The organism is Carboxylicivirga sp. M1479, from assembly GCF_007097485.1.
In the GTDB taxonomy this organism is placed as follows: domain Bacteria; phylum Bacteroidota; class Bacteroidia; order Bacteroidales; family Marinilabiliaceae; genus Carboxylicivirga.
In genome coordinates this window covers 22,797-47,566 of record NZ_VKDE01000025.1, presented here as the reverse complement: position 1 = coordinate 47,566, position 24,770 = coordinate 22,797, and the positions used below count along the sequence as shown (strand labels likewise).

At 38.8% G+C, this 24,770-nt stretch carries 23 protein-coding genes and 1 riboswitch; of the genes, 15 read left to right on the top strand and 8 right to left on the bottom strand.

Features of this window, described 5'->3' with window-relative positions:
• Nucleotides 1-24: 24 nt before the first annotated feature.
• From FNN09_RS15165 to FNN09_RS15145, 5 genes are all read left to right on the top strand, one after another.
• Nucleotides 25-783 carry a LamB/YcsF family protein gene (locus tag FNN09_RS15165; protein ID WP_143303218.1) on the top strand — a complete coding sequence of 253 codons (759 nt, stop codon included), beginning with the start codon at nt 25-27 and terminating at the stop codon, nt 781-783.
• 7 nt (nt 784-790) lie between these two features.
• Nucleotides 791-1,525, top strand: a complete 735-nt coding sequence (gene pxpB / locus FNN09_RS15160) for a 5-oxoprolinase subunit PxpB (RefSeq protein WP_185969031.1) — start codon at nt 791-793, stop codon at nt 1,523-1,525.
• Nucleotides 1,518-2,471, top strand: a complete 954-nt coding sequence (locus tag FNN09_RS15155) for a biotin-dependent carboxyltransferase family protein (RefSeq protein ID WP_143303216.1) — start codon at nt 1,518-1,520, stop codon at nt 2,469-2,471. Before pxpB ends, FNN09_RS15155 begins: the two co-directional genes overlap by 8 nt.
• A 108-nt stretch (nt 2,472-2,579) precedes the next feature.
• Entirely contained in the window at nt 2,580-4,286 is a 1,707-nt protein-coding gene (locus FNN09_RS15150; RefSeq protein ID WP_143303215.1) for a glycoside hydrolase family 9 protein, read from the top strand.
• A 211-nt stretch (nt 4,287-4,497) separates the two neighbouring features.
• On the top strand, nt 4,498-4,980 hold the full coding sequence (locus FNN09_RS15145) for a hypothetical protein (protein ID WP_143303214.1): 483 nt from the start codon (nt 4,498-4,500) through the stop codon (nt 4,978-4,980).
• A gap of 118 nt (nt 4,981-5,098) precedes the next feature.
• Here FNN09_RS15145 and FNN09_RS15140 read toward each other — a convergent pair whose 3' ends face one another.
• The 3 genes from FNN09_RS15140 to FNN09_RS15130 are packed head-to-tail and all read right to left on the bottom strand — an operon-like array spanning nt 5,099 to nt 7,350.
• Nucleotides 5,099-5,863, bottom strand: coding sequence for a TIGR00266 family protein (locus FNN09_RS15140; RefSeq protein ID WP_143303213.1), 765 nt, complete (start codon nt 5,861-5,863; stop codon nt 5,099-5,101).
• Between the two features lie 18 nt (nt 5,864-5,881).
• Complete coding sequence (locus FNN09_RS15135; protein WP_143303212.1) at nt 5,882-6,679, bottom strand: patatin-like phospholipase family protein; 798 nt, start codon at nt 6,677-6,679, stop codon at nt 5,882-5,884.
• A gap of 5 nt (nt 6,680-6,684) precedes the next feature.
• Entirely contained in the window at nt 6,685-7,350 is a 666-nt protein-coding gene (locus tag FNN09_RS15130) for a hypothetical protein (protein WP_143303211.1), read from the bottom strand.
• Nucleotides 7,351-7,704: 354 nt separating this feature from the next.
• On the opposite strand from FNN09_RS15130, the gene FNN09_RS15125 reads away from it, so the two are divergent.
• The 3 genes from FNN09_RS15125 to FNN09_RS15115 all read left to right on the top strand — a co-directional run bounded on the left by FNN09_RS15125 (nt 7,705) and on the right by FNN09_RS15115 (nt 11,975).
• Nucleotides 7,705-9,843 carry a glycoside hydrolase family 97 protein gene (locus tag FNN09_RS15125; RefSeq protein ID WP_143303210.1) on the top strand — a complete coding sequence of 713 codons (2,139 nt, stop codon included), beginning with the start codon at nt 7,705-7,707 and terminating at the stop codon, nt 9,841-9,843.
• Between the two features lie 276 nt (nt 9,844-10,119).
• A complete protein-coding gene (locus FNN09_RS15120) occupies nt 10,120-10,359 on the top strand; it encodes a hypothetical protein (protein ID WP_143303209.1) in 240 nt (79 codons plus the stop codon).
• A gap of 293 nt (nt 10,360-10,652) precedes the next feature.
• Nucleotides 10,653-11,975 (top strand): SPFH domain-containing protein, encoded by a 1,323-nt coding sequence (locus FNN09_RS15115; protein WP_143303208.1) that lies wholly within the window; start codon nt 10,653-10,655, stop codon nt 11,973-11,975.
• A gap of 150 nt (nt 11,976-12,125) precedes the next feature.
• On the opposite strand, the gene FNN09_RS15110 is transcribed toward FNN09_RS15115, so the two are convergent.
• Nucleotides 12,126-12,728, bottom strand: coding sequence for a hypothetical protein (locus tag FNN09_RS15110; RefSeq protein WP_143303207.1), 603 nt, complete (start codon nt 12,726-12,728; stop codon nt 12,126-12,128).
• Nucleotides 12,729-12,933: 205 nt separating this feature from the next.
• Between FNN09_RS15110 and FNN09_RS15105 the strand changes: the two genes are divergently transcribed.
• The 7 genes from FNN09_RS15105 (at nt 12,934) to FNN09_RS15075 (ending at nt 19,056) form a co-directional block, all read left to right on the top strand.
• Complete coding sequence (locus tag FNN09_RS15105) at nt 12,934-13,167, top strand: putative signal transducing protein (protein WP_143303206.1); 234 nt, start codon at nt 12,934-12,936, stop codon at nt 13,165-13,167.
• A gap of 134 nt (nt 13,168-13,301) precedes the next feature.
• Nucleotides 13,302-13,742: a hypothetical protein gene (locus FNN09_RS15100; protein ID WP_143303205.1), complete on the top strand. Its 441-nt coding sequence runs from the start codon at nt 13,302-13,304 to the stop codon at nt 13,740-13,742.
• Entirely contained in the window at nt 13,739-14,593 is an 855-nt protein-coding gene (locus tag FNN09_RS15095; protein ID WP_255434139.1) for a GNAT family N-acetyltransferase, read from the top strand. The genes FNN09_RS15100 and FNN09_RS15095 overlap by 4 nt, the downstream gene beginning before the upstream one ends.
• Nucleotides 14,594-15,057: 464 nt before the next feature.
• Nucleotides 15,058-16,086 (top strand): serine hydrolase, encoded by a 1,029-nt coding sequence (locus FNN09_RS15090; RefSeq protein WP_143303204.1) that lies wholly within the window; start codon nt 15,058-15,060, stop codon nt 16,084-16,086.
• 49 nt (nt 16,087-16,135) lie between these two features.
• Nucleotides 16,136-16,549 carry a GNAT family N-acetyltransferase gene (locus tag FNN09_RS15085; RefSeq protein ID WP_221932513.1) on the top strand — a complete coding sequence of 138 codons (414 nt, stop codon included), beginning with the start codon at nt 16,136-16,138 and terminating at the stop codon, nt 16,547-16,549.
• 283 nt (nt 16,550-16,832) lie between these two features.
• A complete protein-coding gene (locus FNN09_RS15080; protein WP_143303203.1) occupies nt 16,833-17,021 on the top strand; it encodes a hypothetical protein in 189 nt (62 codons plus the stop codon).
• A gap of 202 nt (nt 17,022-17,223) precedes the next feature.
• On the top strand, nt 17,224-19,056 hold the full coding sequence (locus FNN09_RS15075; protein ID WP_185969030.1) for a radical SAM protein: 1,833 nt from the start codon (nt 17,224-17,226) through the stop codon (nt 19,054-19,056).
• 134 nt (nt 19,057-19,190) lie between these two features.
• Here FNN09_RS15075 and FNN09_RS15070 read toward each other — a convergent pair whose 3' ends face one another.
• The 4 genes from FNN09_RS15070 to FNN09_RS15055 form a co-directional block, all read right to left on the bottom strand.
• A complete protein-coding gene (locus FNN09_RS15070; RefSeq protein WP_143303201.1) occupies nt 19,191-21,638 on the bottom strand; it encodes a TonB-dependent receptor in 2,448 nt (815 codons plus the stop codon).
• Between the two features lie 47 nt (nt 21,639-21,685).
• Nucleotides 21,686-21,776, bottom strand: a riboswitch (TPP riboswitch).
• Between the two features lie 122 nt (nt 21,777-21,898).
• Entirely contained in the window at nt 21,899-22,711 is an 813-nt protein-coding gene (locus tag FNN09_RS15065; protein ID WP_143303200.1) for a glycosyltransferase family 2 protein, read from the bottom strand.
• Between the two features lie 34 nt (nt 22,712-22,745).
• Nucleotides 22,746-23,858: a 2-iminoacetate synthase ThiH gene (thiH, locus tag FNN09_RS15060; RefSeq protein ID WP_143303237.1), complete on the bottom strand. Its 1,113-nt coding sequence runs from the start codon at nt 23,856-23,858 to the stop codon at nt 22,746-22,748.
• Between the two features lie 118 nt (nt 23,859-23,976).
• Nucleotides 23,977-24,750 carry a thiazole synthase gene (locus FNN09_RS15055; RefSeq protein WP_143303199.1) on the bottom strand — a complete coding sequence of 258 codons (774 nt, stop codon included), beginning with the start codon at nt 24,748-24,750 and terminating at the stop codon, nt 23,977-23,979.
• Nucleotides 24,751-24,770: the final 20 nt, after the last annotated feature.

Below are 24,770 nucleotides of genomic sequence, written 5' to 3'. Positions count from 1 at the left end.
CAAATGAAAGCAAATTATAATCATATGAAAAGTATTGATATCAATTGTGATTTAGGAGAGAGCTTTGGCCACTACCATTTGGGTAACGATAAGGAGATTTTAAAGCACATCAGTTCTGCTAACATTGCGTGTGGTTTTCATGCTGGCGATCCGCTTGTTATTAAAAATACGATTGAGGCCGCATTGAGTGAAGGAGTATCGCTTGGTGCACATCCTGGATTCCCAGATTTAAATGGTTTTGGTAGACGTGTGATGAAACTAACTGATGATGAGCTGTATAGTTGTGTGCTCTATCAGGTAAGTGTTTTAAAAAGTATGGCTGAGGCCTTGGGAGGTACTTTGAAACATGTTAAGCCACATGGTGCTATGTATAATATGGCAGCAATTGATGTTAAAATGGCTTTAGTAATTGCCAGAGCAATTCAACAAGTTGACGACCAGCTAATGTTGGTGGGTCTAGCTAATTCGGAAATGATAAAAGCTGCCCAAATGATTGATTTACCGGTCTGTAACGAGGTGTTTGCCGATAGAAGGTATACCGATAATGGTTTTTTAGTTCCGCGTTCGCATGATGGAGCTGTAATTCACGATGAGGCTGTGTGTGTGCAGCAAGTAAGGGATATGCTTTTTAATAATGAGGTAACATCCATAAATGGTAAGCAAGTTGCCATAAAAGCCGACACAATATGTATTCATGGTGATAATGCTGAAGCACTACAATTTGCTAAAAAGCTGAATGCAAGTTTGGCGGACGAAGATATTATTGTTTCATCCATTAATTAATGATTTCATGAAACCAATTATTCAGGTTAACGGCGATCAATCGTTTATAATTAAGTTGGGAGATGTTATTTCTCCTCAATTGCACCGTAGGGTTAAACAATACGCACAGCAGGTACATAAGTTGGATTTGGAAGGCATTACACAAGTAATTTGTACCTATACCGATGTTTGTGTGTATTACAATCCTTTATCATTAGCCTATGCAAAGCTGATTGATGCACTTAAATCAATTGATTTAGAAGAGGATGATCTGAAAAGTGAACGAGTCAATGTTTTATCAATACCAGTTTGTTACCAAGGTGCTATCGCTCCTGATATAGAATACGTTGCAAACTATAACCAAATGTCTACGGCGGAGCTTGTGCACCTACATTGTGAGGCACCCTATCTAATTTATATGTTGGGTTTTTCGCCTGGCTTTGTTTATTTGGGAGGTTTAAATCCCCGATTAGAGACGCCCCGTAAAGAAGTGCCCCGTCAAGCAATAAATGCAGGGGCGGTTGGAATTGCAGGAAATCAAACGGGAATATATCCCATTGTAAGTCCTGGAGGTTGGCAAATTATAGGTCAAACCCCCTTGCAAATGTTTGCTCCTGATCGTGAACCACCTGTGTTGGTTCAAAGTGGCGACTATATCCAGTTTGAAGCAATTAGTGAGCAAGAATATAAGCTGATTGAGCAGGAGATAGAAGAAGGTAATTATAATCCAGTCATTCAAACCAAAGAACTGACATATGAGTAGTATTGATGTTATCCAGGCTGGCTTGTTTACGAGCATCCAGGACCTGGGGAGACCAAATTACCAACATATAGGTATGCCCGTGGGAGGAGCGATGGATACCTTCGCGCTCCAGATGGCCAATATTTTAGTGGGCAATGAAGCAAGTGAAGCCTGTTTGGAAATTACAATGCGAGGGCCTGTATTAAAGTTTAATGGTTCATATACCTTGGCTGCTGCAGGAGGAGCTTGTGAGCTGAAACTAAATGAAACAGATATTTCATGTCATCAATCCTATAAAGTGGTATCAGGTGATGTTCTTAAAATAGGTTTAGTAACTGAAGGATTAAGGATTTACTTGGCTATTTCAGGTGGATTTAACTTGCCAAAAGTCATGGGGAGTCACTCAACCTATCTGCGCGGAGGCCTGGGTGGTTTTAATGGGAGAGCTTTAAAGCCAGATGATTCCATTCCCTTAAAAAGTAATGTGCCACCTGTTTCGCTGCGAAAAGTGAGAGAGCAAAATATTCCACATTATCCGAAGCATGTAAAACTGCGTTTTGTAGCGGGACCAGATAGGGAGCGCTTTACCAAGGATGGTATTTATAACTTTTTAAACGAAATTTACACGCTTAGTCCACAAAGTGATAGGATGGGTTATAGGCTTACAGGTCCAGTAATAAGCCATAAAAATCAGCAAGCTGATATAATCTCTTCGGCCATTGCCTTTGGTACCATACAAGTGCCAGGCGAAGGGCAGCCCATTATTATGATGGCTGATAGGCAGACAGTTGGTGGCTATGCCCGTATAGCTCATGTAATATCAGCTGACTTACATAAATTGGCCCAGATGAAACCAGGAGATACCATGCGCTTTGTTGAGGTGAAATTGGAAGAAGCTCATCGTTTATTGAAAGAGCAGCGTAATCTCTTAAATGATTTATACGAATTATCAGCATCTGATAAATAGTGCAGTCAACCATTTTTGCATAAAATCCTAAATTATAGTTCATTCATTTTGCTTTAAAAGTAATACTATTGATTATTTTTGGATTGAGAAACCTTAAATAATTAAACAATGAGAACAATTAAAACAGTCATCTTTGTGATGGCTATTCTATTGAGCTACGCGTCTGTTTATGCTCAACAAAACATTTATGTCAATCAAGTTGGCTACACCACGCATCAAAGCAAAAGAGTTTTAACCGATTATCGAGCAGAGCGTTTCGATGTGATCAATACTCAAACTGGCCAAATTGCATTTCAAGGGGAGTTTAAACTGAGAAAAACAGATGATCCCTGTAGTGGTATGACCTTGTTTGAAGGTGATTTTACAGCCCTTTCTGAACCAGGTAAATATTTGGTTCGTGTTCATTCATCTCTTAATTCGGGCATTACTTCCTTTGTGTTTCCTATTGGCGAGGATGTTTATACTAATGTGTTAAACCTGGCCAACAAAGCCTTGTTTTTACAGCGTTGTGGCATGCCGATAGAAGAACAATATGCAGGTGTTTACGCTCGCGAACTTTGTCATACCGATGATTGTTTTTATCATCCAAATTGTACGCAAAATGGAGCAAAAAATATGACAGGCGGATGGCACGATGCTGGTGATTATGGAAAATATGTAGCACCAGGTTCGGTAACCATTGGAATTTTATATGCATCATACGAGTTAAACAAGGCTAAATGGGATTCTGATAACTGGAATATTCCTGAAAGTGGCAATGGCTTGCCTGATTTGTTGGATGAGGTTATTTATGAATTGAATTGGTTGTTTAAAATGCAACGAGCAGATGGGGCTGTGCATGAAAAGGTACATACTAAGGATTATGTGCAATTTATTATGCCATCGGAAGGTAATGTACCACAGTATATTTATGAGGTGTCATCAACTGCCACCGCCGATTTTGCTGCCATAATGGCCAAGTCAGCTCGTATTTTTAAATCACTTGATCCTCACTTGGCTGAGAAGTGTCAGAAAGCGGCTTTGCTTTCCTATTCATACCTTGAAGATAATAGGGATATTTTTCCGCTTGGAGGATTTAAGAACCCTGCAGATACAAAAGCAGGTGGATACTCAGATGCTTATGACAAAGATGAGCGTATTTGGGCAGCCGCCGAAATGTACCTTTTAACAGGCAAGAAAAAGTACCTCAAGGATTTTAATGAATTGAATACGATATTTAAAAGTCAGTTTAGCGAAGCTGGGTGGATAAACCCAACAGCTTTAGGTTTTTACTCCATCTTAATGGCTGATGATAAGCACTTGACTAACCTTCAGAGTGAGTTGAGGGAAGGATTACAAGCGTATTCTCAAAAACATATTGAAATAGCAGAAGGCGATGGTTTTGGAATAGGGATGAAGCCTGATGATTTCACTTGGGGCTCAAATGGTACAGTTTTGTTCAAGGCCATGAACCTTGTAATGGCTGCTCATGTTTTAGAAAGTAAAGAAAGTGCTCACTTGGCTGCGCATCATTTGGATTATATATTTGGTTTGAATCCCAACAAAATTAGCTATGTAACTGGTGTTGGTACCAATCGTATTTTGCACTTGCATCATGCACCAACTGTTGCTGATTTAAATGCAGAACCAATACCTGGTATACTAAGTGGAGGGCCAAATAAGTTTCGTAACGATGAAGCTTTGCAAAAAATATTTTCTGAAGATACACCACCCGCGCGCGTATTTGTCGATAATGAGGAAAGTTACTCATCCAATGAAAATACCATTTATACCAATGCAGCTCTGCAATTTGTAGCAACGTATTTCAACCGATAGCAAAAGAAACTTGAATGCAGAATATTAGGCAGCGGTATTTATCGCTGCCTTTTTCTTTTTGGTAGATATGCAGTTGGAGATTAAAAGGTGTTTTTGTTTAGGAGCCGCTTACTGCTTTAGTTTTTGACAACCATCACTTTTAATAATTAGCTAATATTTGCCTAACGTTAAGGCAAAATTAGAGTAGTAACTTTCTATAAAACTATATGCTATGAAACGGAAAGGAATTATTGCTCTTTTAGCAGTTTGGTATTTAGGTTTCTGCCTTAGTTGCTCAAGTGATAACGAACTGCTATCATCCAAAGAAATTTTATCAAATGCCTTAACAAAAGGGGTTTGGCAAACTAGTTTTAAACACTCCTTAGGGGAGGGGGTGCTTGATCAAGCTGGCATCCAATTGACATTTTCGGATTTCAATAATGTGAGTGCAGTGGCTCAAAGTTGTTGTCCAGGTATTACCAACTCAAGTCAGGGATCGTATGCTTTGTTTTATAAAGATGAGAATAGACCTCATCCAGATGAAGAACTGGAATACTATTACGATGAGGACAAGCAAAAGAAACTGTTTATTTCACTAGTTTTTGCTACCAATGAGTTGTTAATTTTAAATAAGCGATGGAAGGTGAAAAGCTTTACTTCAACAACTGTTATACTGCAGGCAAATGATGTTGTGTTAACCTTAATTAATGAATGAGAATGAGATTTATGTCTATTGAAGGTTGAGGGTGCGTTTAAAGTTCTCTAAGACTTATTGAACTTTGAGTGAGTTGCTTGGGAAAGTGCTGTCCCAAACAACTCGAAATAACTATTTTTTATTCAAAAAGTTCATTAAGTAAACCGCTACTTTCTTTGCCCGAATTTTTACCCATTGGGGCTATAGCTCTTATCAGTTTATTGATAGGCATGGATTGAAGCCATACTTTACCTGTGCCTCGCAAAGTAGCTAAGAACATGCCTTCGCCACCAAATACCATTGATTTTAAACCACCTGCCTTTTCAATACTAAAATCTATACCTTCAGTAAAACCAACCACACAGCCGGTATCAACTCTTAAAGTTTCCCCCTTGAGCTCTCTTTCAACCAATGTGCCGCCAGCATGAATAAATGCTTTGCCGTCACCTTCTAATTTTTGTAAGATAAATCCTTCACCTCCAAAAAAGCCAGCTCCAATGCGTTTGTTAAAATGCATGGATAGTTTAGTACCCAAAGCGGCACATAAAAAAGCATCCTTTTGCACTATTACACGTCCCCCTATTTGACCTAAATCCAATGGCACTATGGTGCCAGGGTAAGGAGCTGAAAAGGCCACTCTTTTCTTTCCAAATCCATGATGGGTAAAATGGGTAATGAATAACGATTCACCAGTAATTAAGCGTGATGCGCCAGCGGCCAATTTTCCAAGAAAACCTTGCGAGGGGTTGGAGCCATCTCCCATTTTGGTTTCAAACTGAATCCCGTCCTCCATAAACAACATGGCTCCAGCCTCGGCAATTACCGTTTCTCGTGGGTCTAATTCTATTTCAACAAACTGAACATCATGGCCTTTAATTTCATAATCTATCTCGTGTGAATTCATCGTATGTTGGATTAAAAATTATTGTTTAATACTTGTATTGCCTTTCATATTTGGCAGTATATCTTTTTCTAATTTTTTAATAGCATTGCGGTAGCCAATTTCCACTATTTCTTCAAATTTATGAAAGTCCCACATCGAATAATTATTCAGTTTTTTGGCTTCAATAAAATAATCGCAATGGAGTTTACTACTACGCTGATTTTGAATAATAGATAGATTAAAAACACGTTCGGCTACATCTTTGGCGTTTTTAATGTTGTTAATTTTCTTATCAGGTATAACGCTTGATCCTATTACGGTATCACATACATACATCAAGGGTTCCGCTGGTAAATTCAGAAATATACCACCATCTACATAGGTGTACCCATCCATAATAACCGGACTAAATGCCACTGGTACACTGCAGCTGGCTGTCACCCACTCTAACAATTGCTCGCCTTCGCTTACCACTTTTGCTTTACCCGTATTAAGGTTACTGGCCGTAACATAAAATGGTAGTTGAAGCTGTTCAAAGCTTTCGTGTTTTAAGTATTTGAATAGTGCTTCTTTTACACCGCTTAGGTTCACTAAGCCACCTTTCAGAATATCAATTTTAAACCAATTCCAAACTTTTTCTTCTTTTAGGAACGCAAGAATTTGATTGGCAGAGAAACCCGCGCAATGTAAAACGCCAACTATGGATCCCATGCTGGTGCCCGCTACTTGGTGTATGGGAATTTTATATTCTTCCAAGGCTTTTATTACGCCAATGTGCGCAAAGCCTTTGGCACCACCGCCTCCAAGGGCCAAGCCAACCTTACCTAATTGTTCCATCAGTATTATATTACTTCTTTAAGAAGATGCTGAATGCATTTAACTTTATCAATTGAATATTCTTCTTCTGTCTTTTTCCAATCAATAGACATAGAAATAGCAGATTGTTGCATTAGTTTGTTCACATCGTCTTTACTGAGTACTATCGAAGCTTTGTAGTACGAAATATTCCATTTTTCAATAAAGTTTTGCTCCACATTGTCTGTAAAAGCATTGTGTAAAATGGTGCCATCCGATAGTTTAAATGACATTATTCTGTCTTGAGCTGAATAACCAAAATATCGGTTAGCATCACCCACTGGCACCATAAATTCAAAATTTAAAGTGATTTTACCTTTTGTATTAGTAGCGGTTGCAGAGCAGTGAATTTTTCCTTTTTCGTCACCAAAAAAACGGGATAGCTTTTTGCTGACAGCATTAAATACTTCTTGCTTCTCTGACGTTACTTCTTTGGTATTGTCAATAGTGATATCAGTCAGGACAGCCGCTTCTGCCACCACTGCTGGAGTTGTAGCTGGCGTATTATTAAGCTGCACATCTTTTTCATATTTCCAGGTGCCATTTTCATACAAAACAACAGTCTCTCCGTGTTGAGTGATGGCTTTAACCGTTTGAGCTATTGTTGTAGTATAGCTGGATAAAAGAGCTAAGAATAAAAGTGTGTATTTCATGCTTGTTTGTTTTTATGCTTAAAGATAAAAATTTATTGATAGTTGCTCACGTCATGCCGTCTTGGGAGTTCAATTTTGCAAACGTTTGTGACCAATTCCTAAAAATAAAATGCATTAATTTTAATTCTTAGATATTTGTAGTTGATATTTGTTTAATCGTCACATAATGAGCAGTTAGGGTGTGTTCAGTAACCTTGGTTTTTGTAATTGGAGAATAAGAGTTATAGCAGTGAATCAGGCAAAAGAGTTGAAAACACTATAACTTTGACATTGGCTAAGTGACTATTACTTAATCGAATTGTAAGTATCTAGAGGATAGTTTTATAGGTGTATTATCAATGTAAATAGAAAAATATGAGGAAGTTTCTAATCGCACAATTGTTCTTGGTATTAGTGCTTGGAGTACAGGCAGAAGAATTAAAGTCGCCCAATGGGCAGCTATCAATGGTTTTTGAATTGGTAGATGGAGCACCAACATACCAATTAAGTTATAAAGGTAAGGCGGTTATTAAAGAGAGCCGTCTTGGCCTGGAATTAAAGGATGCCGAGCATTTATTGACCGACTTTAAAATCAGCTCTGTTGATCAATCTTCGTTTGATGATACTTGGGAGCCTGTGTGGGGAGAAACAAAAGTTATACGAAATCATTATAATGAAATGGCTGTGACTCTGCAACAAAAGACGTCAGAGCGAATTATACTCGTTCGGTTTCGCCTATTTGACGATGGTTTAGGTTTTAGATACGAGTTTCCTGAACAAGAGCATATGAGTTATTTTGTGATTAAAGAGGAGCGTACTCAGTTTGCTATGGCAGGTGATCATAAAACCTTTTGGATTCCGGGCGACTATGATACCCAGGAATATGATTATATGGAATCAAAGTTAAGTGAAATTCGCGGATTGATGGATAAGGCCATTACACCTAACGCATCGCAAACGCCATTTTCAGCTACTGGGGTTCAAACGGCATTAATGATGAAGAGCGCCGATGGGCTTTACATTAACCTGCACGAAGCAGCTCTTCTTGATTATGCATGTATGCATCTTGAGTTAGATGATGATGAGCTTGTTTTTGAGTCACATTTAACACCAGACGCGCGGGGAGATAAGGGATATTTACAAGCACCTTGTACTTCGCCCTGGCGTACAGTTATAGTGAGCGATGATGCAGCAGATATTCTAATGTCGAACATCACACTTAACCTAAATGAACCTTGTGCATATGATGATGTATCGTGGATTGAACCAGTGAAATACATTGGTGTGTGGTGGGAAATGATTACAGGGAAAGGGTCGTGGAGCTACACTGATGTTGCAAGTGTGAAGCTAGGCGAAACTGATTATTCCAAAACAGTGCCTAATGATACACACTCAGCGAATAATACTAAAGTAAAGCGTTATATCGATTTCGCTGCTGAGCATGGTTTTGATGCCGTATTGGTTGAGGGATGGAACGAAGGTTGGGAAGACTGGTTTGGAAAATCGAAAGATTATGTTTTTGATTTTGTAACACCTTATCCTGATTTTGATGTGGAGATGTTACGTGATTATGCCAAGAGTAAAGGCGTTCGTATTATGATGCATCATGAAACATCGGGTTCGGTTCGTAACTATGAGCGCCATATGGATCAGGCTTACCAGTTTATGGCTGATAACAACTACAATTCGGTAAAAAGTGGTTATGTGGGTGATATTATTCCGCGAGGAGAAACGCATTATGGTCAGTGGATGGTAAACCACTATCAATATGCCATTGAGAAAGCTGCCGAATACAAGGTTATGGTAAATGCCCATGAGGCAGTGCGCCCAACAGGTCTTTGCCGAACATACCCTAATTTAATTGGTAACGAAAGTGCGCGTGGTACCGAGTATGAAGCCTTTGGAGGTAACAATGTTAATCATACTACTATTTTGCCTTTTACCCGTCAAATTGGTGGGCCAATGGATTATACACCTGGTATTTTTGAAACGGATGTTAGCCAGTATAATCCCAATAACGGATCACGTGTGAGAACAACCATTGCTCGTCAGTTGGCTTTGTATGTAACCATGTACAGCCCACTGCAAATGGCTGCTGATTTACCAGAGACCTATGCCAAACACCTGGATGCCTTTCAGTTTATTAAAGATGTGGCAATTGATTGGGACGAAACAATTGTATTGGAGGCAGAACCTGGCGATTATATTACCTATGCACGTAAAGAAAAGGGAACTGAAAATTGGTTTGTAGGTCGCACTAATGATGATCAAGTGAGAGATTCAAACATACGATTTGATTTTTTAACACCAGGCAAAAAGTATTTAGCGACTGTTTATAGCGATGCGAAAGACGCTCATTGGGAAACTAATCCCAAGGCATATGAAATTAAGCAATATGTAGTAAGTAATAAATCTAAACTTACACAACGTTGTGCCGAGGGTGGTGGTTATGCCATTAGTCTAACGGAAGTGACCGATAATAAAACGATAAAAGGCATCAAACGCCTTAAGTAATATAGGTTTCAAATAAATGCAGACTCCCGTTGATTTTTAGCGGGAGTTTTTTGTTTCCAGCAATCTCAAAATCAAAGAAGAAGATGATGAGGCCGCTTAGCGTCTATGCTGAAGCGCTATTTTTGTCTTTGGCACAAATATTGGAAGCCTTAGTTCTTCCTATAGTAACTATGAAGGAGTAGTACCCAATTCTGAAATGAAATTATTGATGTAGCAATACAGCAATAAAAGACGACCAGCGAACGAACGCTTGTGTGTGCCTAAAAGAATGTGGGTATGAAAAAGAAATATAATAAACCAGAAATAAGTACTTATAATCTTGATAAAACGATTGCCATCTGCATGAACTCGGTATGGGAACCAGGTAATGGTAAACCTCCATGGAGTGGTGGAGGGGGGAAGCCACCTCACGCTGGAGGTAACCGTCCGTTCGATGATAATGTTTTTGGCGAACAGGTGTCTGCTGGGTCATTTGAAGATAACCCATTTGGTGGCACTTCCGCATTTGGCGAATAGTTCAACATTTTATAGTGTAATTAGAAGAGTGACATTTTTATATTTTAGTATTTAAAATAGGCTAAATGAGAAGATCAAAGTAATTGGAGGTGAATAAGAAAACATAAGCTTTTTTTATAAAGATAGCTGCATGGTAAAATGGAAATACGATAGGAGGAGTGTTAAAAGGCTGTTAGTGTAATTAATCATACCTTTTGTAAAATAGTTTTGTTGTGCTTATTGTATTATGAGGAGATAATGATATGTTTAAGGAGACAAAATAACTTAACATTTCAAACTTAATTATTTCTTACATGACAACATTTTTAGGATTTCTAGTATTGCTTGCTGGTGTAACCGCCATTATAATATCACGACTAGAAAAACAAGCATCAAAACTACCTGCACTTTTAAAAGGTATTAAAGGTTTACATGGTAATATACTTATAGTGGTCGGTGTTATTCTTATGCTTATCAATTCATTATTCTTCTTTGCCGATAGAGGTTTTAATTATTTGCTTGTATCGCCAACTGGTAATATGAGTGCCGTTATGGAGCAGGGGATTAAATGGCGTGGTTTTGCTAAAATTGATAAATGGCAAAAATACATCGACGTAAAAGTTGTAAGTAATGAGACAGAATCTGACATTGACGAACTGGAGGGAGTAATGCAGCCTGTACCCGTACGTTTCATTGATCAGGTAACCGCTAAAGGTCATGTGTCTTTGCGTTTTCAGTTGCCTGAGGATAGCCCTTCGTTTATAAAGTTGGCAGTTAAATACCGTACGATGAGTAACCTGGTAAACAATACCATTATTCCTACTGTTCGTGAGCAGCTGATAAATACTGGATATATGTTTGCTGCACAAAACTATATTTCAGGAGAAGCACAGTCATTCCGTCAAACTTTTGAAGAGCAATTGAAAGAAGGGACTTACGCTGTAAATAAAATTGAGGTAAAAGACACCATTTATGATGCCATTGATATGACTACGGCTCGACGTTCTATTAAGGAAATTCAAACAAGTTATATCGTCGAGAAAATAATGTATAATGGTCTTCCTAAGCGTATACCGCATGAGTTATCTGAAAACAATATTATTGTATCTCAGGTAATTGTGGATAAGATTGATTTGGAAGCTACTTTTAAGCAGCGTCTGGAGGCGCAGCGCGATGAATCGGCCAAACGACAGTTGGAGCAGCAAATGATTGAAACAGCCAAAGCTGAGCAGCAGCGTATTGTGGCTCAAGGAGAGCGTGACAAGGCGGAAGAGCGTGTGAACCAGGAAAAGGAGCAGGTAAAAGCACTGATTGCGATTGAGACAAAGCTTAAGCAAGAAGAGACCAATAAAAAACTGGCTGCGATTGCCTTAGAAACCGAGCGATTGATTGCAATGAAAGTGAAGGTGACAGCCGATGCTGAAGCTTATGAAATTGCTAAAAAAGTGACCGCTGGTATCACGCCTGAGGTAAAGCTAGCAATGGAGCTTGACCGTGATGTAAAAGTTGCAGCTGAAATTGCGAAAATTAAATTTCCAGAAACCATGATTATGGGTGGAGACTCAAAAGGAGGAACACCTCTGGAAAGCTTAATTGGTGCAGCTATGGCCAAACAGCTAACAGCCAAAGGTAATTAATTACCATATAAAAAATGGAAAGAGCCACTCTCATTAATTAGGGTGGCTTTTTTATGCCCTTGCAAAAAAGTTTAATTTTAATGTGGGTGACAAAAAAAAGACCCGATTAGTAATCGAGTCTTGCATGTTTTTATTGATTGTTCCGTGTAGTTATCTCACAAAATCAAAATGGTAGGCTGTTGATCCCGAGTATAAAGTTGCACGGTAGCTAGTTTCTTTTTTTAAGTTAGAGATATCCGTTTTATAGGATGTAACGGTCGTGTTGCCCAAATAAGTAGACTCTACTTTTTTTTGCTTCTCTCGATCAACAATTACCAAATTCATTTCCTTGGCTCCATCAGTATGATGGCTCATAATTAACGATGATCCGTTTTCAACAACAAAGAATTTCATATTGTCAAAACCATTTTCATCTATCATTATTTCATCGTGTATCACTTTATTATTCATAACTGTTATCGTTTCAGATAGTACCTTATCCTCTCCACGTAACTCAACAGTATAGGTGTTAATACCCATGCTTGGAAGGTCTAAACGTTCTTGATAACTTGATATCCCTGAGATATCGGTTTCACTAATTACTTTATTTGATGCCACATCTTTTACAATTAACTGATCGTAGGAGTTGCGACCATCTAGTATGGATACCACGGGAGCCTCACCGTACGGGTTGGAATACACCTTAATTTTTTCTGTGGCATTAGTGTAAACAGTGGCTAGCAGCGCAATGGTAATGATAGCTAAGTTTTTCATATCGTTTTTTTTATGGTTTCTAAAAATTAATTGAAGCACTAAGCTGCGACTTATGTACTATGCGCAAGAACAATGAAATATTCATGCCAAATATGTGGCACTAAATACTATTTAAGGCTAATTAACCCTTATTGACATCGCTCATTTTTCGTACGGGCTGAGTTCTAAATTTTTCCTATCTTATACAACTCAAAAACAAGAGACTATGACAGACGATAATACTAAACTAGTAAGCGTATTTAATGGCTCACCCATGGAGGTTGAAATGGTATGCCAGATTTTGAACGATAACGGTATAGAGGCCAGTATGAGTAACCAGTTGATTGGTACAATAGCGCCACATCATGCCATTGCAGGAGCTGATGTGTTTGTGAAAGAATCCGATAAAGATAAGGCACTTGAGTGGGTAAAGGAATTTAATAATAGTGCTAAGGCTTAACAATTAAAGCCTTAAATGGGAGGCTGGTAATGTTATTACGTAATTGTAGTGGTTCCCGGTGCTGGAGCGACTCATGTATTTACACATTATATCTATCTTCCAAAGTACTTTAATTATTTTTTGACTGTTCCCTTATGTACATGACGTATAAAATTGTTCGTGAACACAACCTTGTAGTAGAATATTACGAAGGTGATATTGGCATTCACGATATTATTGCCAATAAAACTAAATTATCAAAAGAAGCTGATTTTAGAAGTACTGATAACATGATACTGGATCTTCGGCATGCCAATGTGCAGATGGATAAAAATGGTCTGCAGAAGATTGTTGCTTTCTATAAAAGTCAAAAAGTATTTCAAGATGAGCGAAAAGTCGTTTACCTGACCAGTAAACCTGGTGAGGTGGTAAATACCATACTTTTTTCAAAGGAAGTGGAAGAATATCGAATGCGCCCACAAACTGTTTCAACCTTTGAGGCAGCCATTTTATTTTTGAGTATAGATGGTCTGGAGAAATTACAACTCAACAATATAATAGAAGAACTTAAAGAGTCAAATAATACCTCACAATGATTACTATTAAATCGCTATTAGATGTTGATTTCGACACTATCTACGAGGCCTTTAAGCTGGCTTTTTCCGATTACGAGATTCAGTTAGAAAAGTATGAACTTCAAAATATGTTGCAACGTCGGGGCTTTGTGGCAGAATTGTCCTTTGGAGCTTTTGATAACAATCAGTTGGTGGCTTTTACCTTAAATGGTATTGGTTGCCACAAAAATGTAAAAACGGCCTATGATACAGGTACAGGAACCATTGAAGCATTCAGGGGCAGAGGTTTGGCTTCTCAGGTTTTTGAGTATTCCTTACCCTATTTAAAAAGGGCAGGGGTTAAATGTTATTTGCTAGAGGCACTACAGCATAACACAAAAGCTATTTCGGTATATAGTAAACTTGGCTTTGAGGTGGTTCGTGAGTTTGCATATTTTGTTCAAGATTTGGAGCATATCAAAGCTAATGAAGAAGGATCATCTGCCGTTTGTGACATCAAGGTGATTTCGTTATCTGAATGTCAGTCAGCTAAACACTTTTTCGACTTTGAGCCATCATGGCAAAATGGTTTCGAATCCATTGGGCGGAGCATAAACTCGTTTCAATTATGGGGTGCATTTGAAAACAAGCAGCTTGTGGGATTGATGGTGTTTGAACCAACGAGTGGAGATGTAACGCAGCTGGCTGTTGATAAAGCTCATCGTCGCAAAGGCGTGGCAACTTGTTTGTTAAAGCATGCAATAAGCCAAGGTAAGCATCCGTCCATTAAGATTATAAACACAAACTTGGAATGCGAGGCCATCACTCAGTTTTTAAAAGCGCAAGGTATTACTATGTCTGGTAAGCAGTTTGAGATGGTAAAGGAACTATAACGGATACCTAATTAATGACTCAACAGCTGTTCAGCAGACTTGGTAATTCTATCTTTAGCGACAATAATACCATTTGTATTTCATAATGCGCTGATATAATGTCGTAAAAGCATCAATGTGGCGTTAGAAATGGAATGTGCTAAAGTCGCACCTTGATGAGTAAGGGTATTACAAACCTATCTGTCGACAGGCTTTATTGTTACCGATAGGTAGGTCGCGACCCAATTGGGTCGTGCAGTGCAACCCAATTGGGTTAAGGTGTCTGACCCAACTGGGTCAGATTAGTAGTTGTGATACCATTTGTGTCTCATAATGCGCTCGTATAATGCTGTAAAAGCATCAATGTGGCTTTGAAATTGAATGCACTAAAGGCGCATCTTGATGAGTAAACGGTTAACTCCTTATAAACAATAAGCTTAATTAGCAGTTTATTACTATGAATAAAAACAACTTAGAATAAATTTATGACAAATAATCGCACACGCAATATCATCCGTTTAGCATTGCTTATTGGAACCATTGGCTCCTTATTTACTGTTCCATGGATAATTGTGTGGGCATGGATACTTCCTGTACCCGATACAATTCAAGAGCAGGTTGAAGAGGCATTAAACTATGGTTTTGAGGGGGTAATTGTTTACGTTGATAAGGCGGATGAAACGCCTGCATTTTATACTGCAGGTTACCACAATAGTGAAGAGAAGATTCCTGCCAATCCCGATGCATTATTCAAAATAGCCAGTATTAGTAAACTATATGTGGCTGTTGCCATTACCAAGCTCGTTCATAATCAACAATTGGATCTTGACCAGACATTGCTTGATTATTTTCCTGAGCTGGATGGACGAATTGCTTATGCGAATGAAATTACCTTAAGGATGATGGTGCAACACCGCAGTGGCATACCTAATTATACCGACCAGGAAAATTTTTGGATTGCACCACCCACAACAGCACAAGAAACACTCGAGTTAATTTTTGATTTGCCTGCTACCTTTAAACCCGGTAAGGGGTATGCCTACTCCAACACCAATTACCTTTTGTTACGCGAGCTTATTAAGAAAACGGTGGGGTATAGCAGTCATCAATATATAAAAGAGGAAATTTTAATGCCCCTTGGACTGAACAATACTTTTGGATCACTAAGTGAGGTAGATACTAACAAGGTGATGAGTGGCTATTACGTTGGCTACGATGACGATTTAAAAACTACAGAACAGGGCATGTTGGCCACTGCTCAAGATGTTGGTGTTTTTCTACGGGCCTTAAACGATGGTACTGTATTTAAAGCTGGTGAGCAGGCTATTTATTCGTCTATTTATGTTTACGAGCATACTGGCTTAGTGCCAGGTTATCAGAGTATCGCCAAATACCACAAAGAGATGGATGCGGTGCTTGTACAATTTACGAATGTGACTAATTTTGAAGGGTATAATTGGAACCTGTCAGAGGTGGTGTATGGTCGTATTGTTAAAATTCTTGAGCGAAAATAGGGCAAACATCTATGGCAAAGCTAAAAATAAATTACAAAAGTATCTACCAATGGAGCCTCAAGTTATTGAAATTACATCAGAAGAGACCTTAAGTATACGTCATCAGGTTATGTGGCCCCATCAAACAATTGATTATGTTAGGGTGGCTAACGATCAAACGGGAAAGCATTTTGGATTGTTTCTTAACAATACAATGGTGTCGGTTATTTCCTTATTTATAGTAGGAAAGGAAGCCCAATTTAGAAAGTTCGCAACACTGAAAGAATACCAGGGAAAGGGCTATGGTACGCGTTTATTACAAGAGGTTTTGACAATTGTTAAGCAACATCAACTTGATAGGCTATGGTGTAATGCCCGAATTGAAAAATGTGAATACTATGCTAGGTTTGGTATGCAATTGACCGATAAGAAATTTGTTAAAGGAGTAATAGAATATGTTATAATGGAGAAAATTTTGGATTAAGCACCTCCATACTTCACAATACTTGAAGCGTCATCAAAAATAATCTTTGTTGTTGATAGCCTTGTTTTGAAAGTCTCTTAACTTGCTTGTGTGTAGTTTGTCATTGCTTTGTGGTGAAAGAGGTGTCAATTGTTTTTATAGCAAGTTTGGCTTTTTTTGTTTTTATGAAATAAAAAAAGGAAAAGTTAGTGTAACTTGTGGATGGTGATTTAACTACAGTCTATATTTAGAGATGTTTAATTGTACCGAATTGACATGTTATATATTAAAAACCTGATATAATATGAATAAATTTAGAATTGGTCTTATCATTAGTGCTTTTGTTATCATAGCTGGGCATTTTGTTTTTATTGATTATACAGATTTAAGCTGGTCAAAAAATGCAGGAAGTTATTGGGGAATTCTATCGATGATTTTATTAATCGTGAGTATGCTTATCTCCATCCGCCATGCAAAGAAGAAAGAGCTTTGATCTGCAAATACTGCTAGCTAGCTTGGGAGTTGTCAAAGCGCACTGCCTATCACATTTAATACTCTAAAAAGGTTTTCATCTTCGGCCTTTGACTCTTATTTATCTACCTTTGTTGTCTTGTTGTTATAATGAGGCCATACAAATTGAAATTTCAATTTTACTTTAGAGTTCCATATGGCCAATGAATACAATTTTTAGACATATGAAGATACTTCTTAACTGTTTACCACCAGCTGATATATACAGTCCCTCCATTTCGCTTTCTATTCTTAGTAGGTTTATGCGCGATAATGGAGTTGAAACAAGTGTGAAGTATTGGAATTTCAAGCTATCGTTAATGGCGGATTACACCGATAGCGAAGATACAGAGAAACGCTTGTTGCCCTTTTTATCAATGTTGAATGATAGGCACGGTAATGAGAAAGGTAATCAACGGATCCTGTCTTTATTGCAATCCATCCATCCCAATTATAAAAGTACAGATCCACATTATTACCACGATTTTCTAGATGAAACAAAAGCGAAAATTACGGATGTAATGCAGCAAGAACTGGATTTGATTGATTGGAACGAGATTGGTTTATTTGGTATTACAGCAAAGTTCAACCAATGGTTGCCAGGCATGTTATTGGCTAGTGAGGTAAAGAAACGAGCTCCGCATGTGAAAATTATTGTGGGTGGTTTTGGTAGCGATGATGTTGCTCGTGAAGCCATGAATCTTTGTGCCGATTTTGATTTTGTTACCTGGGGAGAGGGGGAGTATCCTCTTTTAGAATTATCGAAACAGATACAGACCAATCCTGATTACTCACAGGTGCCTCGTTTAATTTATCGTGAGGATGATCACTTGGTGCAGTCAGCTAGTCAGCAAAGTGAATACCTAGATTTTGATATTTACATCTACCCCGATTTTACTGATTACCTTAATACCTTTCCCGAGCATGAGGATCGTGATCAGATAAGCATACCAATTAACTCCATACGTTCTTGCCATTGGCATCGTTGCAATTTTTGCGACTTTAATAAGGGTTATAAGTTACGTGCACGAACACCCGAGTGTGTTGTGGACGAGATAGCGGCCATCAACAAACAGTACCAGCTTACTACATTTACTTTTGTTGATAGTGATACCTTTGGAAGTCTGAAACATTTCGAGCGCTTGCTGGATCTACTCATCGATCTGAAGTATCGCACGGAGGAGGACTTCTCCTTTTGGGCCGAGATTATTCCCAATGCACATTACAGTCATCGTCTGATGGAGAAAATGGCCATTGCTGGTTTTAAAAATCTGTTTATTGGTTACGATGGATTATCCGATGGCCTATTAAAGAAGATGAACAAGAGCAATACCTTTTCTGATAATGTGCTATTTATTAAGTACTCACTTAAGCATGGTATTTATCCGTTTGTGAATGTGATTAAACATGTGCCCGGAGAAACGGAAGAAGATGTGCAGGAGTGTATCGATAATTTGCATTACCTGCGTTTCTTTTATAACGACAAGGTGGTTGATTTCTCGCATAACTATGTCACTCTGGTGTTATCATCCATGTCGAAATACTACAAGCTAATGCCCGAAACCGAGTTAGCTCATTATAATACTGATGAACTATCATACCTTTTACCCGATAGTTTCCCCAATGGAGATAAACGCTTCCATTTATTCCGATATCAGCGTGATGTGGCGGCCAATACTCGCGAGTGGGATAAATTAATACAGGTGGAAGACTATTATAAGAATAATCGGTTCAGTTACCGAGTGCAGCAACATGGAGGCATTTTTTACTACACCGAATACTGTAATGATACCGAAATTGAGAATGTAGTATTTGGAGAGCCTGAATATGCATTTGTATTAAAAACGGCTGGCCAACAAGTAATCACTTTTGATGCATTACTGGAAGCGGGTAAAAGAGAGTTTCCAACATTAACAAAACAACGCTTAACGGATGTTATTGCTAACCTAAAGGCGAGTTACTTACTATATTGTAACAGCGAATACTCTAATGTTATTTCTCTTATAGATGTGGAGTAGAAGTTAAGGATTTATCTAAGTATGTCATCTTTATTGGCCACTTGTACATAAAGATGACGCCGTTAAAAGCTGCCATAAAAAAGCCCGCACCAAAAATAGGATGCGGGCCAGTTATATCTAATCGTCTACTGGTTTTAAAACTCCATCACTAGCTTAGTCATAAAGTGTGTACCTGCCTGTGGATAATAATAAGCCCATGTGTATTCTGTATCAATACCGTCGGCATCGCGTTGGTAATAGTTGCCGCCATAGGCATTGTTTTCATATTCAACATCAAACACATTGTTAACCATTAGCTGTAAACCAATGCGTTTGGCAAACTGAGGGAACAGGTTGATGTCCACTTTTACGTTATTAACAAAGTAAGCATCCATCATACGATCTTGGCTCGATGTGTTATCGAAAAATTGCTCACCCACATATTTAGAGATGACACTCAATTTAAAGTTAGAGTTAAAAGCATAGCTCAGGATACTGCTACCGATTACGTTTGGCGAGTAGGCAATATCAGATGTTCCTAAATAAGTTTCTTTCTGGCCGATGTAACTCCAGTCGGCTCCATATAAGTCAGCATATTCGGTATAGTTATTAATTTTATTGGCACTTAAGGATAGGTTACCATCCCAATTAAATCCTTTTGTTAACCTGGCACCCCATACTAACTCAACACCTGATCGGTAACTGTCTTCTACATTGGTCATGATATCAGCACCAACATTGTTTTTCTCACCAGTAGGCACCAGTTGATCGTTGTACAACATGTAGAAGAAATTAACGCTTGCCGATAAGTTACTAGAGCGGTAGTTATAGCCAGCCTCAAAGTCAATCAATTGCTCTGCTTTCGGGTAATTGGCGGCATCACCTTTTGCATCTTTAAAATTGGTACGGGTGGGCTCGCGGTTTGATACACCTACCGAAAGGTAAGCTTGCTGTTTTTTATCAATATCGTACGATACACCCAATTTAGGATTGAAGAAAGAGAAATTATGCGACTGAACAAGAGGAGCTAAGTCATCATCAGTTCCGCTCATTGTGTATTTAATTTGTCGAAGCTGTAGGTCGATAAAAGTGTTAAAAGAAGTGCTAGGTCGATAATTTAGCTTAGCAAAAGCGTTGTAATCACTTTTCTCACCCACGTTGTCATACCACTGGTAGCCTTTCTCGCTTGTACCTGCATAGCGCGACCAGATAATCTCACCAAAGTGATCGCCTTCGTAACGATTCCAACCAATGCCAAACGAGCTTGATACGTTGCCGCCGTTGTAGTTGGCTGATGCAGTGAAACCATAGAAATCATTGTCTAACCACTTTTGACGGATGAGGTCTGTTTCATTTATCGTCTCATCACCAATCATAATAGGATCGAATCCATATTCAACAAATTCTTCATCTTCTTTGTACTGTTCGTAATATCCTTCACCTTTGGTGTAATGAACTGCTCCATTTACATTTAATTGTTTGTTAACGGCATGGGAATAAAACAACTGATAATGGGTTTGCTTGTAGTTGTCTGTCTGACCTTCGTAATACTGTGTTTCACCAAATTCATCAGTGTATTCACCAGCAGGGTTGTAGGTACGTTCAGGCTTCCAATCATCACCCTCCCATTCTGGTTTAAACAATTTTTCCTGAGGAACTCCCCACCAACTTATGCCCGTACGTTGATCGCCATGGATAATGTTGGCCTTTAGTAAACCGTTTTTAGTCAGCATACTTCCACTCACGTATAAAGATTGATGATCAGAAAAAGCATAATCGATATAACCGTCGGAATTAAGCTTTGAGTAGCGCACATCAAATGCAAACTTATCATTCAAAAGACCAGTGCTGGCATTGACTGAATTCACAAATGTGTTAAACGAACCAACAGTGCTTTCAACTCGCGCTGAGGCTTGATCGTTGATTGATGTAGTTTGGAAATTGATGCTGGCACCAAAGGCCGCTGCACCATTTGTGCTGGTTCCTACACCGCGTTGTAGTTGCACTTCATCAACCGATGAGGTAAAGTCGGGCATGTTTACCCAAAATACACCTTGGCTTTCAGGATCATTAAGTGGAATACCATTCACAGTAACATTAATTCGTGTTGGGTCTGTACCTCTAATTCGTAAGGCGGTGTATCCAACTCCAATACCAGTTTCAGAGGTGGCAACAGCCGATGGCGTTAGACTTAGCATGTATGGAATGTCATCAGCCGCAGGTCTTTCCTGTAATTCAGCTTTGGTAATGTTGGTATAAGCTATTGGAGCTTTATTACCAGCTTTAATGGCTGATACGATTACTTCATCGGTAAGAACAGCTACTGTTTGCAGCTTCATGTCTAAGGATGAGTTTTCCGCTTTGGCTTCGTTGGTTTTGTAGCCAACATACGAAAATACCAATGTTGGTGTTTCTTCTTTACTGGTAATGCTGTATGAACCATCAGCATTGGTAATCGTACCGTTGTATGTGTTTTTTATGATCACATTTACACCAACCAGTGCTTCACCACTGTCATCAGTAACAACACCATTAATCGTTGTTTGTGCGAAAGCTCCTACTGCTATCATGGCAGTGAGCACTAAAGAATAAAACTTCTTCATTTTTATTATGCAGTTTAAGTTATTACAAATACCGCAATGAGGAAAATATAGGAGATAGCTCTGTTCCCTTGTCGGCATTACCCGACCAGGTTCAAAGGGTATAATCTCAGCCCTGTTTGGGCACCCCATTGGAATCGGGCGCAAATGTAGTTGCCCCAATACAATTATCAAAGAAAAACAAGACCTTTTTATCTTAATTGATGCAAGTCATGAATTAATGATTTGCAAATGAAATACTTCTGCAAGTTATGCTTTGCTTGTTACTTGTTCAAGTATTTGTCGATCCCATTTTTACAGAAATAATCTGTTGTTCTTTTAGCCTGTTCCGCTATTTGTTTATTGTTTTCTGAATTGTCGGTGTTTTCAGTCGGGTGATAAAGGTGATAGGAGAGTGCTCTAAATTTATTGTTTAATCGTTTTAAACCATAATGGAAGAGGCGAATAAACAGATCAGTGTCCTCATGTCCCCAACCTACAAATTCTTCATTCATACCATTAACGGCATAATAATCATCTTTCCAGATGGCCATTAAACCTCCTCGGCATGGTTTTATGGTTTGTTTAGTGGGTATTAAGCTTCCTAAGAATGGTAAGTGTAAGCCATTTTTAAAATTCTTTTGCTTGAGAAGTTCTGTGATAGATACCCTAAATTCATTTTGTTTAAATATCTGCTTAGTAATGGTTTCGTCAAGCATTACTCGTGAGTTTACAACAAAATATCTGGGTTTGGCAGAGTTGATGTTATCAGCAATATAGAAAGGGTGTAGCACCAGATCACCGTCCAAGAACAACAAGTAGTTGCCTGTTGCTTTTGCCGCTGCTTTGTTTTTGCTAGATGCCTGACGAAAGCCTAAGTCTTCTTGCCACGAATGTTTAAGGGGTACAGGAAAAGCTTTAGAAGCATCCTTGATAATTAGGCTGGTTTCTTCTGATGAACCGTCGTCTGCTACAATAACTTCATGGGGAAGTACAATTTGCTTTTTAACCGATTCAAGCACATGATATAAAGCTTGTGGTCGGTTATAAGTCGAAATTATCAACGATACTTTTATGTCTTCGTTTTTTATGCCCATGCTGCTTGATGTTTACCCAAAATTAATGAACTTATTATTGCATGCAAGCGTCCCAATCTTTCCAAACGGGCTCGTAACCGCCCTCTTTAATCATTTGACACATATCTGCGGGACTGCGATCATCGTTGACTGAGAATTGTTCCAGAGCTTTGTTATAAACAGCGTATCCACCTGGCTCAGTTTTAGAACCTGCACTCATAGCTGTTACGCCTAGTTGTAACATGTTATTTCTAAACTTCTTACTTTCACGTGTAGAAAGTGATAGGTCCACATCTGGATTGAAAATTCGGTAGGCCATTATTAATTGGGCCAATTGCTTATCGTTCACATCAACATTTGGTTGAAATGAGCCAACATGAGGGCGTAAACGCGGAAAGGAAATACTGTACTTTGTTCTCCAGAAATTCTTCTCGAGATAGTTGAGGTGCAGAGCTGTAAAAAATGAATCCGTTCGCCAATCTTCTAAACCTAGTAAACAGCCAATACCAATTTTGTGAATATGTGCTTTCCCTAACCTTTCGGGTGTGGCAAGTCGGTATGAAAAGTCAGACTTTTTACCTCTAGGATGATAGCTTGTGTAATTGTCTTTATGATAGGTTTCCTGGTAGACATAAACAGTATGAAGCCCTGTGTCAATCAAGCCTTCATATTCCTCTTGCTTCATAGGCTGTACTTCAATTGAAAGCGATGGGAAATGTGGCTTTACCAACTCCACCATTTCTTTTAGGTAATCATATCCACAATCTTTTGGGTGCTCTCCAGTTACCAATAGTAAATGCTGAAAACCCATATCTTTTATCACAGCTATTTCTTCAAGTACCTGTTCTTTACTCAAAGTGATGCGTTTAATGTCGTTATCATGACTGAAACCGCAGTATGCGCAGGCATTGGCGCAGGCATTAGATAAATACAACGGAATATACATCTGTATGGTTTTACCAAACCGACGCTGCGTTATCGCTCTACTTTTAACAGCCATTTGTTCCAGGTAGGCTTCGGCTGCTGGCGAAATTAGTGCTTTAAAATCTTCTAATCCAGGATTGCTTGCAATTAGGGCTTGTTCAACATCAGCAGCTGTTTTATTATAAATTGATGCTGTGGTTTCTTCCCAGCTATGTAATGCATGCAACTCTTCAAATGTTTTCATCATATTCAAGGTCAGAGACCAAAGTTTATGGTCTTAGTTTTGTAAAATGTCTGCGCTTCTTCCTTCGTGAAAGGAATTATCCTAGTACTTACGGCTGATTACTTTTTTTAACTAAAGCTTACAACTCATCCAAAAAGGCTGTTAAAGGACTTGATGCCTCAGCACCAGTGGACTGGGTGGCTAATTTTGCTTCATATGCCATGCGTCCGGCTTCTACTGCCATCTTAAATGCTTTACCCATCTGCACTGGGTTGGGCGAAACGGCGATTGCCGTGTTAACCAAAACAGCATCAGCACCCATTTCCATGGCATCGGTGGCGTGCGATGGTGCTCCAATACCTGCATCGACGACTACTGGTACCTGGCTTTGCTCAATGATAATGCGTAACATTTCTTTGGTTTGAAGTCCTTGGTTTGAACCTATTGGTGCACCTAAAGGCATAACAGCAGCCGTTCCAACTTCTTCTAATCGCTTGCACAGTACCGGGTCGGCTTGCACGTATGGTAATACAATAAAGCCAAGCTTCACTAACTCTTCTGCCGCTTTTAGTGTTTCAATAGGGTCGGGCAACAAGTATTTAGGGTCTGGATGAATCTCCAGTTTTAACCAATTCGTATTCAGTGCCTCGCGAGCTAATTGAGCGGCAAAAATAGCTTCTTTGGCGCTTCGTACACCCGATGTGTTGGGTAATAAACTTATGCGTTGGTGCTTGAGGTGTTGTAGAATATCATCTGACTGATTGTTCATTTCAACACGACGTAATGCTACCGTTACTAATTCAGATTCACTTTCTTCAATAGCTTCTTGCATTACTTGATTAGAGGGAAATTTACCAGTTCCTGTAAATAATCTTGATTGAAAAGTCTTATCGCCTAGTTGAAGTGGGGTCATATTTTTTTACTTGTAGCTAT